The sequence below is a fragment of the Bradyrhizobium ganzhouense genome (assembly GCF_049949285.1).
In the GTDB taxonomy this organism is placed as follows: Bacteria; Pseudomonadota; Alphaproteobacteria; order Rhizobiales; family Xanthobacteraceae; genus Bradyrhizobium; species Bradyrhizobium ganzhouense.
The window spans coordinates 6,808,125-6,824,166 of the sequence record NZ_CP181318.1 but is presented as its reverse complement, the minus strand read 5'-3'; the positions used below and the strand labels follow the sequence as shown (position 1 = coordinate 6,824,166).

Here is a 16,042-nt window from a genome sequence, read left to right as displayed (position 1 = left end):
TGCCGTGAAAGTCCTGCTGGCCCACACGCCGGAGATGCGCCGCAATTATTACGGCGACCGCAGCCTGAACGGCCTGCGGGCGATTGCGGACGTGATCCTGTACGAGGGCGACCAGGCGCTGGATTCCGCAAGCCTCGTGCATGCGGCCAAGGACGCCGACATCATCGTCGCCGATCGCATGACGGAAGGGCGCGGCGAAATCTTCGCGCAATTGCCGCGCCTGTGTGCCTTCGTTCGCTGCGCCGTCGACATCCGCAATATCGACGTCGATGCCGCCTCGCAAGCCGGCGTGCTGGTGACGCGCGCCGGTCCCGGCTTCGTGCAGGCGGTTGCAGAGCTCGCGGTCGGCTTCATGGTTGACCTGTCGCGCGGCGTGTCGCGGGCCACAGCCGACTACCACGCCGGCCGCAAGCCGGAGGCACGGATGGGCCGGCAGCTCGCCGGCAGCACAATCGGCATCATCGGCTATGGCAGCATCGGTCGCTACCTCGCCGAGATCGCCAAGGTGATGCGCATGGAGGTGCTGGTCTCCGATCCTTTCGCTGATGTCAACGACAGCGCGATCAAACAGGTCGGTCTCGATGAGCTCCTGGCGGCTTCCGACTACGTCATCTGTCTCGCGATCGCCAACGAGCAAACCGAAAAGCTGATCGGGGAGGCGGCGCTGGCGCGCATGCAGAAGCATGCCGTCTTCATCAATCTCTCGCGCGGCAATCTCGTCGACGAGGCTGCGCTCGCGAAGGCGCTGCTGGAGAACCGCATCGCCGGTGCGGCGATGGATGTCGGCCGCGCCCCCGACCAGATGCCGACGCCGGAGCTGGCAAAGCTTGCCAACGTCGTCGCAACCCCGCATGTCGGCGGCCTGACGCCGCAGGCGATCGAATATCAGTCGCTCGAAACGGTGCGGCAGGTCGACGCCATCATCAAGGGCGAGGCCCCGCAGGGTGCCGTCAACGCCGACCGGTGGACGCGGCGGCCATGAGTTGCCCTACAGTCGGTCGATCGCCTTGAACGATCCGTCTTTCTGGATCACCGTCAAAAACACCTTTGGCGGCGCCTCGATCGCACGCACACCGACGGTGACGATGCTGCCGCTGATGTCGAAGCGGCCGGTGTCGTTGATCGCACGCAGCAGGCCCGCGCGCGTCGGGTTCGGTCCGGCTTTCTCCAGCGCCGCTGCCGCGAGGCGGGCGGAGAGATAGCCTTCGAGCGACACGAAGTCCGGCGTCAGCGTCGGGTCGAACGCCTTCTGCGCGGCCTGGTAGTCGGCGACGAGCTTGATCGAACGATCCCAGGGAAACGGCACGACCTGCGCGACGACGACGCCTTCGCCGTCCGGGCCCAGCTCCTTGGCAAGCGCGGTGGCGCCGACGAAGGAGATGTTGACGAAGGTCGGTGAGACGCCGCTGCGGCGCGCGAGTTTGATGAACTCGGCGCTCGGACCATACGTGCCGACCATGACGATCGCCTCGGGCTCGGCGCGCTTGATGGTGCGCCAGGCCGCGCCGACCACACGGGTGTTGCGTTCGAAGGTGCCTTCGGCGGCGAGTTCGAGACCGCGTTTGGCGAGGGCGGTCTTCACACCAGTGAGGCCGTCGCGGCCGAAGGAATCGTCCTGGTAGAAAATGGCGATCCGGGTGAAGTGGCGATCTTCGGTGAGATGCTTGATGAGCGTCTCCGCTTCCGCGCCGTAGCTTGGGCGAATGTTCACGACATTTGTCAGTTCGAGGTCGCGCAGGAGTTCCGCGCCGCTGAGCGGTCCGATGAAGGGCACATCGCGGGCGTTCGTGATCGGGATGGTCGCCATTGCGGTCGCGGTGCCGACTGCGCCGATCAGCGCGAACACCTTGTCGTCCTCGATCAGCCGTAGCGTCTGCACCAGCGAACGATCGGGATCGTAGCCGTCGTCGCGGCTGATGAGTTGCAGCTTGCGGCCGTGGACGCCGCCCTTGGCATTGATCTCGGTGAACGCCGCGACGATGCCCTGCCTCATGCGCTGACCGAGCACGGAGGAGGGACCTTCGAGCGCCGCGGCCTGGCCGAACAGGATCGCGTCCTCGCTGACGCCGACCTCGTCGCCCTTTGCCGTCAGCGTCGCCGCTGCCAGCAACGCGGCGGCAAGCGCGATGCATGTCGCTGCGCGCGATCGTTTCATGAGAGAGCTCGCCGGATGCAGGAAAACCAGCGGCCACGATAGGTCCGCAGGCTGAACAGGGCGCTAACCGGCGCTGCGAGAGCGGTCCGTAGGATTCCGGGGTCATCCGGCAATTGGCGACCGCATTTTCGGGAATGCGCAGGTCAATCGTTAACTACGCCTCGCAACGGGACGCGGCTTGGTTCCGATATTGTGCAGTTCTTAACCCCGATCCTTGTCCGATAGTCGCCACGGTGGCTCAACCCTGAGTTCAGGCCGCCGCGCCGAGGGGACGTGCGGATTCAAGATGGGCGATCGCGATCAGAATGATCAGGATCGAAGGCGTATGACTGGACGGCGGCGCATTGCGCCGCTGCTCGGCCTGTATCGCCCTGCGCTGGTCGCGGTTGCCGTCGGCCTGCTGTTCTCGATCGCGGGCGCCGCCGCGGTGGCGCGCTGGGAAGACCGCGTCAACAAGATCGAGTTCGAGAACGCGGCCGAGACTCAGTCCATCGTCATGCAGAACGGCATGAACGAATATATCAGCCGGCTGGTGGCGCTGCGAACCCTGTTCGAATCTTCCAACGAGGGCGTCACGCGCAGCGAGTTCGAGACCTTCAGCGGCCGGCTGTTCGAGCGTTATCCCGGCTTGTTGCGCGTCGGCTGGCTGCCGCGGATCACCCGCAAGGAGCGTGCCGAATACGAGGCTGCAGCGATTGCCGACGGCGTATCGGGCTATCGCATCAAGGCGCTCGAAGGCAGTGGCTTCGTGACCGCGCCGCAGGGCGAGGAATATTACCCCATCTTCTACTCGACGCAGTCGAAGACATCGCGTGTCTACGGCATCGACTACATGAGCGTGCCGGACCGCAGGGTGGCGCTCGAGCGTGCCCGTGACAATGACCAGATCGCGGCGATCCGCACCGAGCTCTATGTCCCAAATAACGCGGGCCAGTTGCCGAACGTGCTCGTGGTCGTGCCCGTTTACGCCAAGGGCACCTCGCGCGACGCCGTCGCCGACCGGCGTCGCAACATCTCGGGCTTCGTTGTCGGCATTTTCGACCTGCCTTTGCTGATGCAGGCCATCCGCGTCAGGACCGGGGCGAGCCCCGCCGTCAGCATGAACGTCTATCAGCCCTTCAGCGCACGCATCGTCAGCCTGGAAGGCATGTTGCCCGACTACGCCTCCGCAGCCGCCGCGCCGCAATCGATGCGCGATGTCGCGCGGGGCCGGCACTGGTCGGGCGGTCTCAAGATCGGCGACACCGATTGGCAGGTGCGGGCGGTTCCGACCGCCGGTGGTCCGCTGGAGACGACGTATGACCGCGCGGGCGCGGTCCTCGTTGTCGGCATGCTGCTGACGCTGTCGCTGGCGACCTATCTGATGCTCGCCAGCCGCAACTCGCGGCGGTTGTCGCTGGCCAACCGCCGCGTGCTCGAGCTTGCGCAGACCGACGTCCTGACCGGATTGCCGAATCGCGCCTTCTTCCTTGCCCGGCTCGACGAGCTCAACAGCCAGCTGAAAGACCGCGGTCCGACCTTCTCGATCCTGATGCTCGATCTCGACCGCTTCAAGAACGTCAACGATTCCCTCGGTCATGGCGCCGGCGATGCGCTGCTGCGGTTGGTGGCGCAGCGGCTGAAATCCGCGGTGCGGGCCACCGACGTGCTGGCGCGGCTCGGCGGCGACGAATTCGCCGTCATCCAGGAGGACTGCGAGGACCAGCGTGGCTGTTCGACCGAGCTCGCGGCGCGGATCGCCAAGCTCGTGGCCGAGCCGTTCCTGCTGCCCGGGCATCGCGTCGAAATCGGCACCAGCATCGGCATCGCGATCGCGCCGGATCATGGCCGTGATCAGGAGCAGCTGCTGAAGAAGGCCGACCTTGCGCTCTACCGCTCGAAATCGGCGGGCCGCAACTGCTTCACCATCTACGACGAGGCGATGTCGGCCGAGCTCGAGGCGCGCAACACGCTGGAAGGCGATCTGCGCGACGCCATCGCGCGCTGTCAGCTCGAGGTGCACTACCAGCCGTTCATGGATGCCACCACCGGCGCGCGGCGCGGCTTCGAGGCGCTGGTGCGCTGGCGGCATCCGGCCCGCGGCCTGATCCCGCCGGATCAGTTCATCGCGCTCGCCGAGGAGACCGGGCTGATCGTGCCGCTCGGTGAATTCGTGTTGCGTCGCGCCTGCGCGGATGCTGCAAACTGGCCGTTCGATCTGATGGTCGCGGTGAACCTGTCGCCGATCCAGTTCAAGGAAGCCGATCTGTTCGACGTCATCTGCGCGGCCTTGCGGGACTCCGGCCTGTCGCCGCGACGGCTCGAGATCGAGATCACCGAATCCGTCCTGCTGGAGCGCGGTGCCGAGAACCACGCCTTCATGGAGCGATTGAAGAACATCGGCATCGAGCTCGCGCTCGACGATTTCGGCACCGGCTATTCCTCGCTCAGCTATCTCACCGCGTTTCCATTCGACAAGATCAAGATCGACAAATCGTTCATCCGTAACCTCACGCACCAGCCGCGCTCTTCCGCCATCATCTCCTCGATCCTGACACTGGCGCGCGGTCTCGACATGTCGGTCACCGCCGAAGGCGTCGAGACGGCTGAGGAGTTCGAGCGGCTGAAGGCGCTCGGCGTCAATTTTGCGCAAGGTTATCTGTTCGGCCGCCCGCTGCCGGTCGACAAGATCGAGCTCGACGGGGCCACCGAGCCTTCGCAGCGCGACGCTGCCTGAGCCGACCGCTCGGGAGGCATTCGCGAAAATCGCTTGACCCAGGCAATCCCGGATGATCGGTAGTGATCGTCCAGGGATGAAATAAACAAAAATGCGGCTTCCGTTCTTCTACGGCTGGGTCGTGGTCGCGGTCACGTTCGTCACCATGGCCATCGGCGTCAACGCGCGCACCGCCTTCTCATTGTTCTATCCGCCCATTCTCTCCGAATTCGGCTGGGAACGCGGCGTCACCGCCGGCGCCTTCTCCTTCGGGTTCGTTGCGTCCGCTGTTGCCAGTCCGTTGATCGGACGGCTGATGGATCGCGCGGGACCGCGCGCAGTGATGGAGCTTGGCGTGTTGCTGATGGCCGGCGGGCTGTTGCTCGCGCCGCTCACCAGCCAGCCCTGGCATCTCTATCTGACGATCGGCGTCATGGTCGGCGCCGGCTCGGTGTGTCTCGGCTATTCCGGCCAATCGTTGTTTCTGCCGAACTGGTTCATCCGCAAGCGCGGCTTTGCCATCGGCATTGCTTTTGCCGGCGTCGGCATCGGTTCGATGACGCTGCTGCCATGGGTGCAGCACTTGATCGAGCAGACCGGCTGGCGCACCGCCTGCACCGCGATGGGCCTGATGATCCTGATCGTGCTGGCGCCAATCAATCTGCTGCTGCACAAGCGCCCCGAAGACATCGGCCTCCAGCCCGACGGCGACGGCGCGAGGGCTGCGGGCAGCGCAAAGCCGGTCTCCAACATCGTCGATCCCGTCTGGGCCGCCACCGACTGGACGCTGCGGCGCGCGATTGCGACGTCGCGCTTCTGGTGGATCGCGCTCGGCTATTTCTGCGGCCTGTACATCTGGTACGCGGTGCAGGTGCACCAGACCAAGTTCCTGCTCGACATCGGCTTCAGCCCGAGCGTTGCGGTCTGGGCGCTCGGCGCCGTCAGCCTGCTCGGCATCCCCGGCCAGATTCTCCTCGGCCATATCTCCGACCGGATCGGGCGGGAATGGGTCTGGGCCACCAGCTGCGCCGGCTTTGCGATCTGCTTCGCGGCGCTGATGGCGCTGAAGTTCCAACCCTCGTTCTGGCTGGTCTGGCTGATGGTGTTCACGCAAGGCGCGCTCGGTTACGGCCTCACCTCGATCATGGGCGCGGTGGTGTTCGAGATTTTCGGGGGCCGGCACCAGGGCAGCATTTTTGGCGTGATCATGCTCGCGGGCTTGGCGGGTGGCGCAGCCGGCCCGTGGGTGACCGGCTTGCTCTACGATCGCGTCGGCGACTACACGCTCGCCTTCGGTATCGCTATCGCCGTCAGCCTCCTGTCGGCGCTGTCGATCTGGCAGGCCTCGCCGCGCAAGGTGAGAGCCGTCGCGGGCCGGCTGCACAAGCTTCAGGCTACAAAATAGGTTCCGTCTGCACCGGATCACCTACGCATCTTTTGCGGAATGTTAAGCATGTCGCGGCTTGGCGGCGCGCGAGCCGGTTGCAAAAACGTCTTGGACACCATCGGAGCGTTAGCCTGGGGCCGATTGCCGCATTTTCCTGATGCTGCCGAGCCCAACGATGTCTGTCTCCGACTGCCCCGTGACCGTAATGCCGGACGTGCTGCGCGCGGCGCTCGAATGCGCCGACGATGGCATCGTCATTGTCGATGGTGCGCATCGCATCACGCATTTCAACGCCGGTGCGGAGCGGATCTGGAAGCTTGCGCGCGCCGACGTGCTCGGCCGCGATGCCGAAATCCTCTCGTTGAGATGCCTTCAGGCCGATCCGGTCGCGGACTTTCGCGACGAGATCAGCCTGGTGCGGCGCGACGGCAGCCGGATCAAGGCGGCGATCGTGCTGTCATCGGCGGCGATCGACGGCGCGACCCATCACATCGTGTTTGCGCGTGACGTCACCGCCGATGCCGAACGTCGCGTCAGGATCGGACTGCTCAACGCGGTCTCCGACCAGACCAATCGCGTGGTGATCATCACCGATGTCGAGCAGAACATCCGCTACGTCAATTCGTCCTTCACGACGCTGTTCGGCTACACCAGCGAGGAAGCCGAAGGACGGCGCGCGGGCGAGCTCATCGCCGGCTGCCATACCAATCGCACCGCCATTGCGAAGCTGGTCAAGCGGCTGCTCGATGGCGGCCGGCGCGGCGAGGTCGAGACGATGGTCTACACCAAGGACGGCGAGGAGATCTGGGTCTGTGCCCGGGTCGACGCCTTCCGCGACAAGAAGGGCCGCGTCAAACACATCTTCGCGCTGCTCGAGGACATCACCGAGTCCCGGCAGCTGCGTTCGCTCCAGCAGCTCATCATGAGCGCGCTGGCCGACGAGGTGCCGATCACCGGGATCGCCGATCGGCTGTGCCGCCGTGTCGAGGAGATCGCGCCCGATGTCGTCTGCTCGCTGCTCCATATCGATTCCGCCGGCTTGATTCATCCGCTCGGCGGGCCAAGCCTGCCGGAGGACTATTCCCGCGCGCTGGACGGCGTCGCGATCGGCCCTAATGTCGGCTCCTGCGGCACCGCCGCTTTCTACGGCGAGCCGGTGCTGGCGGAAGATCTCGACACCGATCCGCGCTGGCAGCCCTACAAGGCCATGCCGCTCGACATCGGCCTGCGCGCCTGCTGGTCAACGCCGATCAAGTCCAAGGACGGCCGCGTCATCGCCACCTTCGCGTTCTACTTCCGTGAGCCGCGTGCGCCGAGCAACTGGCACCGGCGCATCGTCGATGCCTGCGTCAACCTCGGGGCTTTCGCGATCGAGCGCAAGGAAGCGCGCGCCGAGATCGCGCGGCTTGCCTATCACGACATCCTCACCGGCCTGCCCAACCGCGCGCAATTGCGGCACCTGATCACGACTGCGATCAATGCCTGTCCGACCGGGGGCCATGTCGCGCTCGCCTTCCTCGACGTCGACCATTTCAAGGACGTCAACGACACGCTCGGCCACGCCGCGGGCGACGAGCTGCTTATTCAGCTCGCGCAGCGTCTGCGCGAGCAGATCGGGCCCGAAGACATGCTGGGCCGGCTCGGCGGCGACGAGTTCGTCATCCTGCTGCCGAACCGCAACGCCGAAAGCGCCGCGCGCGTCGCGGCCGACGTCACCCAGGCGCTGGCCGCGCCGTTACGGCTCGGATCGAAGCTGATGCCGATGTCGGCCAGCATCGGCATCAGCCTCTATCCCGACCATGCCACCGACATCGACACGCTGATGCAGCAGGCCGACGCCGCCATGTACATGGCCAAGCAGGCGGGCCGATCGACCCATCGCATGTTCAGCGCCGAGATGAACGGGCTGGCTGAACAGCGGCTGGCGATGATCGCAGCGCTCCGCCGCGCCATCGCCGACAATGCGCTGAGCCTCAGCTATCAGCCACAGATCCGCAGCGGCGACGGCGCCATCCACGGCGTCGAGGCGCTGGCGCGCTGGCACGATGCCGCGCTCGGCGACGTCTCGCCGGCGAAATTCATTCCGCTCGCCGAGGAATGTGGCCTGATCGAGCAGATCGGCCTGTGGTCGGTGCGCGAGGCCTGCCGGCAGATGGCGAGCTGGCGCCGCGCCGGGCTCAACATTCCCTCCGTCTCGGTGAATTTGTCGCCGATCAATTTCCGCAACGTCACGCTGGCGGCGCGGCTCGCGGATGTCCTCGCCGAATACCAGCTGCCGCCGGATGCGCTGATGCTGGAGATCACCGAAGGCACCTTCATGCAGGACGGTGCCACTGCGCTGGAGACGATGCACGCGATTCGCGCGCTCGGCATCGGCCTGTCCGTGGATGATTTCGGCACCGGTTATTCCAGCCTCAGTCGCCTCGCGCATCTGCCGATCCGCGAGCTGAAGATCGACCGCAGTTTTATGCGCGACATCGAGAAAGATGCTGGCGCACTCGCCATCGCCACCGCTGTGGTGCGCGTCGGCCAGGGCCTCGGCATGACCGTCGTTGCTGAAGGCGTCGAGACCGAAGGCCAGCGCAAGATGCTGGCCGAGCTCGGCTGCGATGTCGTGCAGGGCTTCCTCTATGCCCCCGCGCTCGCGCCGGTCGCGTTCGAGCGCTGGCTGATCGAGCATTGCGCCGAACAGGCGAGGGCAATGCTGGACCGGCTCGACGTCAAGCCGGCGGATACGGCTGCGGTGAAGCGGTCGGCTTAACGGGGTAGTGCTGGATGCGATACGCACGCGAATGCGTGTGCGCATCCACCGCGAAAGGGCAGAGTTGTTGCCGCTTGCGAAGCCTCAACCAAGATGAGGCCTGAACCAACAACGGTCGATGCAGACTAACGTTCATCGAGATCGCGTTGAGATTCGCTCTTCAAAACGCCGCTCGATAAATGCCTCTTGGATATCTTACATCATGATGGAGGTAACCCCATGCCGATCGTTCAATTTACTCGCTTCAAGACTGACAAGACCGAGGAAATGGTCAAAATTATCAGGCAGGCGAAGAAAATCTTCGAAAAGCACGGTGCCGAATTTCTTCGGCTCTCTCGTTTCCACACTGGCCCCTGGGCAGGGGAATTGCTGGTGACCACGCGCTACTCCAGTTGGGAAGTTTACGGCAAAGTGCAGGAGGCCGTGGCGAAGGACCCGGAGTTCGCGCAGGTGCAGGCTGACGGAATGAAGATTTCCGAACTACAGAGTCGTAACATCGCTGCCAGCATCGATCTCTAGTCGGGGCGCCGCCTCGCAAAACGACGTTGCGCACGAAGGCCGCCGGACATAGGCCGGCGGCCTTCCCAATTCTGATAGATTGCACTCGCAATCTGGTCGCTGTCGCCGGCAGCTCATTCCAGATGAAGTTCGTTCAATGAATCCGGCATTCCCGATGCTGAATAGAGCTCGCCATCCTTCATGAAGATGATGGTGTTCTTCGGAACCTTTGCTGCGTACTTCATGACCGCGTTGCGATGACCTTCTCCAAATGCGCCGGCGGTCATGTTCCCTGGCCCGCGATACATGAAGGCCATGTCTGACTTGAAGTCCCAGCAAGCCTGCGACAGCGCCTGACCTGAAACGACGGCAAACACAACCGTTGCCATGGTGGTTTTTGATAGGAGACCCATCGGAATACCTATTTGAAATTCAGGAAGCCGGACACGCAACGACGTCAGCACCATTATCGTCTGCGACAAAGCCCTGTTCTTTCGAAGATGCATCTACGTTTGCGAGAACACACGACTTTTCCTGCTGCGGATCGTGCGAGTCTTGGGATGAAGACGCCTCACTCCGACGCCAATCCCGTCCTGCGCCGCAGATCCGTGATCGCGCGCAAAAAGCTATCGGCTGGCGTGGTCTCCGGATCGATCAGCCGGTGCAGGCGGAAGCCGTCCTCCAGCGCCAGCACCACAGACGCCATCCAGGGCGGGTTCAGCGTCTCGCCCTTGGCGGTGTCCTTCAATGTCGCCTCGACGATGTCGGCGATCAGCTTGCGCCGTGCGCGCAGGCGCTTGGCGAGCTCGGGCCGGCGCTTCTCGGCGCGCGCGACGAACAGGATCATCTCGATATGCAGCAGCGGCGAGCGGGCGAGGGGATCCTGCCGGCCGCGGTCCATGGTCTTCAAGGCCGCGATGAAATCGTCGAGATTCTTGTGCTGCGCGAGGATCTCCATGTTGCGCCGGATCGATTGCTCGACGTGATCCTCGAGCATGGCGAAGATCAATTCGTCCTTGCTCCCGAAGTTCGAATAGAACGCGCCGCGCGTGAAGCCGGCCTCCGCCGCGATCGCCTCGATGCTGGCGCCGCCGATGCCGTCTTGCTCGAACACGCGGGCAGCCGCCTCGAACAGCTTGTCGCGCGTGTCGTCCCTGGTCGGCCTGGTTCTCACCCTTGACATCCGGCCAGTTTAGGGCAGAATGCAACTCGATACAACAATGTATCGAGTTGATAATTTACGGGGATGGTTACGCAGGGCTCCAGGGCGGCCTCGCGAATCGTGTCATGCGGCAACCGATGTCGAGGTCACCATGAACGAGCAAATGCAACCCGCAGGCGATCCGCTGTTCAATCCGCTGGCGCCGGATTTCATCCGCAATCCCTATCCGCATTACGACCGGCTGCGCACGATCGATCCGATCCATGAGACGCCGTTCGGCCAGTTCGTCGCCAGCCGTCACGCCGATGTCAGCCTCGTCATGCGCGACAAGCGTTTCGGCAAGGATTTCGTCGAGCGCACGACGCGACGCTACGGCCCCGCGATCATGAACGAGCCGGTGTTCCGCAGCATGAGCTACTGGATGCTGCAGGCCGATCCGCCCGACCACACCCGCCTGCGCGGCCTCGTCGTGAAGGCGTTCACCGCCCGCCGCGTCGAGGACATGCGGCCGCGCATTCAGCAGATCGTCGACCAGACCATCGATGCGGTGATCGACCGCGGCCACATGGACCTGATCGAGGATTTCGCCTTCCGCCTGCCCGTGACCATCATCTGCGACATGCTCGGCATCCCCGAGGAGCATCGCGAGGTCTTCTACAAGAGCTCGCGCGAGGGCGGCCGGCTGCTCGATCCGGTGCCGATGACGCCCGAGGAGATCGCGAAGGGCAACGCCGCCAACATGATGGCGCAGATGTACTTCCAGCAGCTGTTCGAGTTGCGCCGCCGCAGTCCCGCCGATGATCTCACCACCCAATTGGTGCAAGCCGAGGAGGACGGCAACAAGCTCACCAACGAGGAGCTGACGGCCAACATCATCCTGCTGTTCGGCGCCGGCCACGAGACCACCGTCAATCTGATCGGCAACGGCCTGCTCGCGCTCCATCGCAATCCGGACCAGCTCGCTTTGCTGAAGGCGCGGCCGGACCTGATCACCAATGCGATCGAGGAATTCCTGCGCTACGACTCGTCGGTGCAGATGACCGGGCGCGTCACGCTGGAGGAGATCGACGATCTCGGCGGCAAGCGGATCCCCAAGGGCGAGAGCGTGCTCTGCCTGCTCGGCTCGGCCAATCACGATCCGGCGGTCTATCCCGATCACCCTGACAGGCTCGATATCACCCGGCCCAACGTCCGGCCGCTGTCGTTCGGCGGCGGCATCCATTTCTGCCTGGGGGCCCAGTTGGCGCGCATCGAGGCCGAGATCGCCATCGCCACGCTGCTGCGGCGACTGCCGGATTTGCGCATCGACGACGTCGAAAACCCGGCATGGCGCCCGACCTTCGTGCTGCGCGGGCTGAAGCATCTGCCGGCGAGCTGGTGATAGCAAGCTGGTGATAGCTGGGCGCGTTAACCTCCGTGCGCAACAGTCGCTGTGACTTCGCCACACTTCCCTTTATATAAGGGGCAGTTCCGGCGCGCCTGAAGCTTGGTTGTAGGCTTGGGTTTGACCCGGGTGCCGGCTTGGCCGAGGGGAGACCCGTGCAGACGACGCTGCTCGGATTGGCAATTGCCTTTATCTTAGCGCTGCTGGCCGCGCTGGTCGGGCCTTATTTCGTCGACTGGAACCAGTTCAGGCCCCAGTTCGAGGCGGAGGCGAGCCGGATCATCGGCGTGCCCGTGCGCGTGGCGGGCGAGCTCGATGCGCGGCTGCTGCCTGCGCCGACCCTGCGGCTGCGCTCGGTCACCTTCGGCGGCAACAACGATCTCGGCCGGCTGCGTGCCGACAAGCTCGACGTCGAGTTCAGCCTGAGCTCGCTGATGCGGGGCGAATGGCGCGCCACCGAGCTTTCGGTCGGTGGCATGGCGGTGGATCTCGGCCTCGACGCCAGGGGCAAGGTCGATTTGCCGTCCACCGCGAGCGGCACCTTCAACCTGGCTTCGCTCGCGATCGAACGGCTGAACCTCACCGGCCGCATCGCGCTTCATGACGCCGCCAGCCGCTCGACGCTGGAGCTCAACGACATCGTCTTCTCCGGCGACGTGCGCTCGCTCGCGGGCTCCGTGCGCGGTGACGGCAGTTTCACCGCCGCAGGCACGCGCTATCCGTTCCGCGTCTCCTCCGGCCCGAGCCCCGACGGCAGCGCCACCCGTCTTCACGTCAACATCGACCCCGGCGAGCGTGCCATCCTGGCCGACCTCGAAGGCGTCCTCGCTTTCGACAACCGCCAGCCGAAATTCGACGGCGCTCTGACGCTGGCTGTGCCGCCAACCAAGAAGCCGGGCGAGGCGGGGCCGATGCCCTGGAAGCTCACCGCGAAACTCAAGGCGGATCCGGCCGGTGCCAAACTCGACCAGGTCGACGCGAGCTTCGGCCCCGAGGACACCGCGCTGAAGCTCGGCGGCGTCGGCGATCTCAAGTTTGGCGCTTCGCCATTGCTGCGCGCAGTGCTGTCGGCGCGGCAGGTCGATGTCGACAAGCTCGCCGGCCGCGACGACGCCGAGCCGCTGCGCATCCTGCCCAGCTTGCGCGCCGGTCTCGCCGCGATCCCGCAGGCGCCGATTCCGGCGCAGATCGAGTTCAGCTCCGACCAGATCATGCTGGGTGGCCGTCCGCTCCAGAACATCACGGCGGAGCTTCAGACCGACGGCCGGTCCTGGACCTTCCAGCGGCTCGAGCTGCGCGCACCGGGCATGACGCAGTTGTCGCTCAACGGCGCCACGCCCGGTGCCGACAGTTTTAGCGGCCGCCTCAGCGTCGAGTCCTCCGATCCCGATACGCTGGTGGCCTGGCTCCAGGGCCGTAGCGAGATCAACCGCCGCAGCACGCGGCCGCTCCGCCTTGCCGGCGACGTGACGATCGCCGCCAATCATCTTGCCATCGACAAATTGAAAGCCGACATCGAAGGCGGTGCCGTCGAGGGCCGCATCGCCTTCGTGCAGACCGGCGCCAGCAAAGGCTCGCGGATCGATGCCGAGCTCAAGGCCGACCGTCTCGATCTCGATACCGCCGCGAGTTTTGTCCGCGCGCTCGCCGGACCGCAGGGCGAATGGCCGGAGGAGGTAAAGCTCTCGCTCGACATCGGTCGCGCGATTTCGGCCGGACAGGAGCTGCAAGGGTTTTCGGTCGGACTCGCCTACGATCCGAACAGCATTGCTCTCGATCGTCTGAAGTTCGATCAGGCAGGAGGCGTGTCCGTCGACGGCGGCGGAAATCTCGATCGGGTTCGTTTGCAAGGGCGGTTCGTGCTGGACCTGACAGCCGCCTCGCTGCAGCCGATGGCCACCATCGCCGAAACGCTTTCGCCCGCATGGGCCCAGCGTCTTCTGGCGATCGATTCCGCCGCAGGACCTTCCACCGCAAGTCTGGTCCTCGATCTCGGAGCTGACAAGAAGGGGGATGGTGGCCGCCGCTCGGCCCTGGCCCAGTTCGACTTCGCGACGCCGCAGCTGACTGGGCATCTTCAGGCAGGCGCTGCGCCTCCGCTGTCCGACCTTCGCGGTCTTGATCTCGAAGCCCTGTCTCGCAACGAGTTCGCCGTCGATGCCCGGATGTCGGCCGAGCGCGGCAGCACCTTGCTCGCGCTATTCGGTCTCAATCGCGCGGTTGCCGCAGGTGAGGGCACATCCCGCTTCGAAGGGCGGTTGAGCGGCGCATGGCGCAAGCCGATGCAGCTGAACGCAAAGCTCAGCGGCGGCGGGCTGGATGCGGATGCCCAGGGCAGCGTCGAATTGCCGGAGCCGAAGGCCAGCGTCAATCTGCGTGTACGCAACGCCAATCTGGGGCCGCTGTTCGGGACGGGTACGGCGGACAAATCGGCGCAGAATGTCAGCCTGTCCTCCCGCGTCGGACTATCAGGCAATCGCCTGACCTTCGACGATCTCGACAGCACCGCATCCGGCTCGCATCTGCGCGGCCGTCTCGCCGTGACGCTCGATCAGGAGAAGGGCGTTGACGGCGAGGTCGGGCTCGACACGCTCGATCTGGCGCCCGCGCTTGCGCTTGCCGTCGGCGCTGCCGGACGTGACAGCGGCGAGCCGCTGAGTGCAGGTCTTGTCAGCGGCTGGCGTGGTCGCATCGCGTTCCAGGCGTTGCGTGGCAATCTGCCGGGTGGAATCGAGATGCGTCCGTTCAGCGGCACGATCAGGAGCGACGGTCAGTCGCTCGCGCTCGATGCGCTCAAGGGCGGCATCGGTGGCGGCGAGATGACCGCAAACCTCGATGCGCGCAATGGCGCCAATGGGCTGGCGCTGAACGTGCATCTCGATCTCACCAATGTCGATGCGGCCTCGCTGCGCTACCGCGATCTCGCTCTGCCCAAGGGGCGCGCCTCGGCGCAGATGACGCTGACGAGCCAGGGCCGCAGTGTCTCGGCGCTGACCGGCGCGCTCGCCGGCAATGGCACGGTGACGCTGGACGCGGCTGAAATCAGCGGGCTCAATCCGCGGGCCTTCGAGATCGCCATCCGCGCCAGCGACGGCGGGCAGGTCAGCGACGACAACCGATTGCGTCAGCTGGTCGAGCCTGCATTGTCGGCGGCTCCCATTGCTGTCGCCTCGGCGCAGATCGCGTTCACGATCCGTGACGGCCGCCTGCGCGTCGGCGCAACCCCGCTTGAAGCGAAGAACGCCCGCGCGATGGTGTCCGGCGGTTACGACATTCCCGCCGATCAGGCCGACATCCGCGCCAGCCTGACGCCGATCATGACGGGTCTCTCCGGCGCGCCGCCGGAGATCCAGCTGTTTGCGGCAGGCCCGCCCGACAAGCTCAGCCGTACCGTCGATCTCACGCCGCTGTCGTCGTGGCTTGCGGTGCGCACGATCGATCGCGAGACGAGAAGGCTCGATGCCATCGAACGCGGCGAGCCGCCGCCGGCGACCGCCGCGCTGCCGACGCTGGTCTCGCCCGAGCCTGAGCCCGCGCCGGCGCTGACCGATGTGCCGATGCCCGGCCGCGATCCGCGCCGCCCGCCGCCGAAGGCAAAAGTTGAACCGCCCAAGGTCGCACCGATGCCGAAGGCGCCGCTTGCCGCCCCTGCTGTGGCGAGCCCGCCGCTTGCAAGCCAGCAGGTCGCGCCCCTGCCGCCGCCGATCGACGTGCGGCCCGCCCCCGGCCCGCCGCCCGCAAAGCCCCGGCCGAAGCCGCCGCTGGTCCTGACGCCGTCGAATCCTTAAGGACGAAGTGTCTGCTGGCTTGCTCCGCCTCTCCCGCTTGCGGGAGAGCACAGGCCGCCTGGGGCGGTCGTCTCTTGAGAAAGCCGAGGCGAAGCCTCGGCTATGCCGAAGGCGCGGGTGAGGGCTCTTTCCTCTGGGGGAATCCCTTTGTTGGGACACCCTCACCCCAACCCTCTCCCGCAAGCGGGAGAGGGGGCGAACCGTCTACGTCA

Annotated in this window: 10 protein-coding genes; 7 read left to right on the top strand and 3 right to left on the bottom strand. The window is 65.4% G+C overall.

The features are described 5' to 3' along the window. The first annotated feature begins 4 nt into the window (after nt 1-4). The gene (locus ACLFLU_RS31640) at nt 5-982 is read left to right on the top strand and encodes an NAD(P)-dependent oxidoreductase (protein WP_426408636.1); all 978 of its coding nucleotides are present in this window, start codon (nt 5-7) and stop codon (nt 980-982) included. 6 nt (nt 983-988) lie between these two features. On the opposite strand, the gene ACLFLU_RS31635 is transcribed toward ACLFLU_RS31640, so the two are convergent. Next, nucleotides 989-2,155 carry an ABC transporter substrate-binding protein gene (locus ACLFLU_RS31635; RefSeq protein WP_426408635.1) on the bottom strand — a complete coding sequence of 389 codons (1,167 nt, stop codon included), beginning with the start codon at nt 2,153-2,155 and terminating at the stop codon, nt 989-991. Nucleotides 2,156-2,480: 325 nt separating this feature from the next. On the opposite strand from ACLFLU_RS31635, the gene ACLFLU_RS31630 reads away from it, so the two are divergent. The 4 genes from ACLFLU_RS31630 (at nt 2,481) to ACLFLU_RS31615 (ending at nt 9,517) form a co-directional block, all read left to right on the top strand. Next, nucleotides 2,481-4,871 (top strand): putative bifunctional diguanylate cyclase/phosphodiesterase, encoded by a 2,391-nt coding sequence (locus tag ACLFLU_RS31630; RefSeq protein ID WP_426408634.1) that lies wholly within the window; start codon nt 2,481-2,483, stop codon nt 4,869-4,871. A 91-nt stretch (nt 4,872-4,962) separates the two neighbouring features. Beyond that, nucleotides 4,963-6,255, top strand: a complete 1,293-nt coding sequence (locus ACLFLU_RS31625) for an MFS transporter (protein WP_426408633.1) — start codon at nt 4,963-4,965, stop codon at nt 6,253-6,255. Nucleotides 6,256-6,412: 157 nt separating this feature from the next. After that, nucleotides 6,413-8,998, top strand: a complete 2,586-nt coding sequence (locus ACLFLU_RS31620; protein ID WP_426408632.1) for an EAL domain-containing protein — start codon at nt 6,413-6,415, stop codon at nt 8,996-8,998. 219 nt (nt 8,999-9,217) lie between these two features. After that, a complete protein-coding gene (locus ACLFLU_RS31615; protein WP_426408631.1) occupies nt 9,218-9,517 on the top strand; it encodes a hypothetical protein in 300 nt (99 codons plus the stop codon). A 113-nt stretch (nt 9,518-9,630) separates the two neighbouring features. On the opposite strand, the gene ACLFLU_RS31610 is transcribed toward ACLFLU_RS31615, so the two are convergent. Both ACLFLU_RS31610 and ACLFLU_RS31605 read right to left on the bottom strand, forming a co-directional pair. Further along, nucleotides 9,631-9,963: a hypothetical protein gene (locus ACLFLU_RS31610; RefSeq protein ID WP_426408630.1), complete on the bottom strand. Its 333-nt coding sequence runs from the start codon at nt 9,961-9,963 to the stop codon at nt 9,631-9,633. A 104-nt stretch (nt 9,964-10,067) separates the two neighbouring features. After that, nucleotides 10,068-10,679: a TetR/AcrR family transcriptional regulator gene (locus ACLFLU_RS31605; protein ID WP_426408629.1), complete on the bottom strand. Its 612-nt coding sequence runs from the start codon at nt 10,677-10,679 to the stop codon at nt 10,068-10,070. Nucleotides 10,680-10,809: 130 nt separating this feature from the next. Between ACLFLU_RS31605 and ACLFLU_RS31600 the strand changes: the two genes are divergently transcribed. Continuing rightward, complete coding sequence (locus tag ACLFLU_RS31600; protein WP_426408628.1) at nt 10,810-12,039, top strand: cytochrome P450; 1,230 nt, start codon at nt 10,810-10,812, stop codon at nt 12,037-12,039. A gap of 158 nt (nt 12,040-12,197) precedes the next feature. Next, a complete protein-coding gene (locus ACLFLU_RS31595; RefSeq protein ID WP_426408627.1) occupies nt 12,198-15,830 on the top strand; it encodes an AsmA family protein in 3,633 nt (1,210 codons plus the stop codon). The last annotated feature ends 212 nt before the right edge of the window (nt 15,831-16,042 follow it).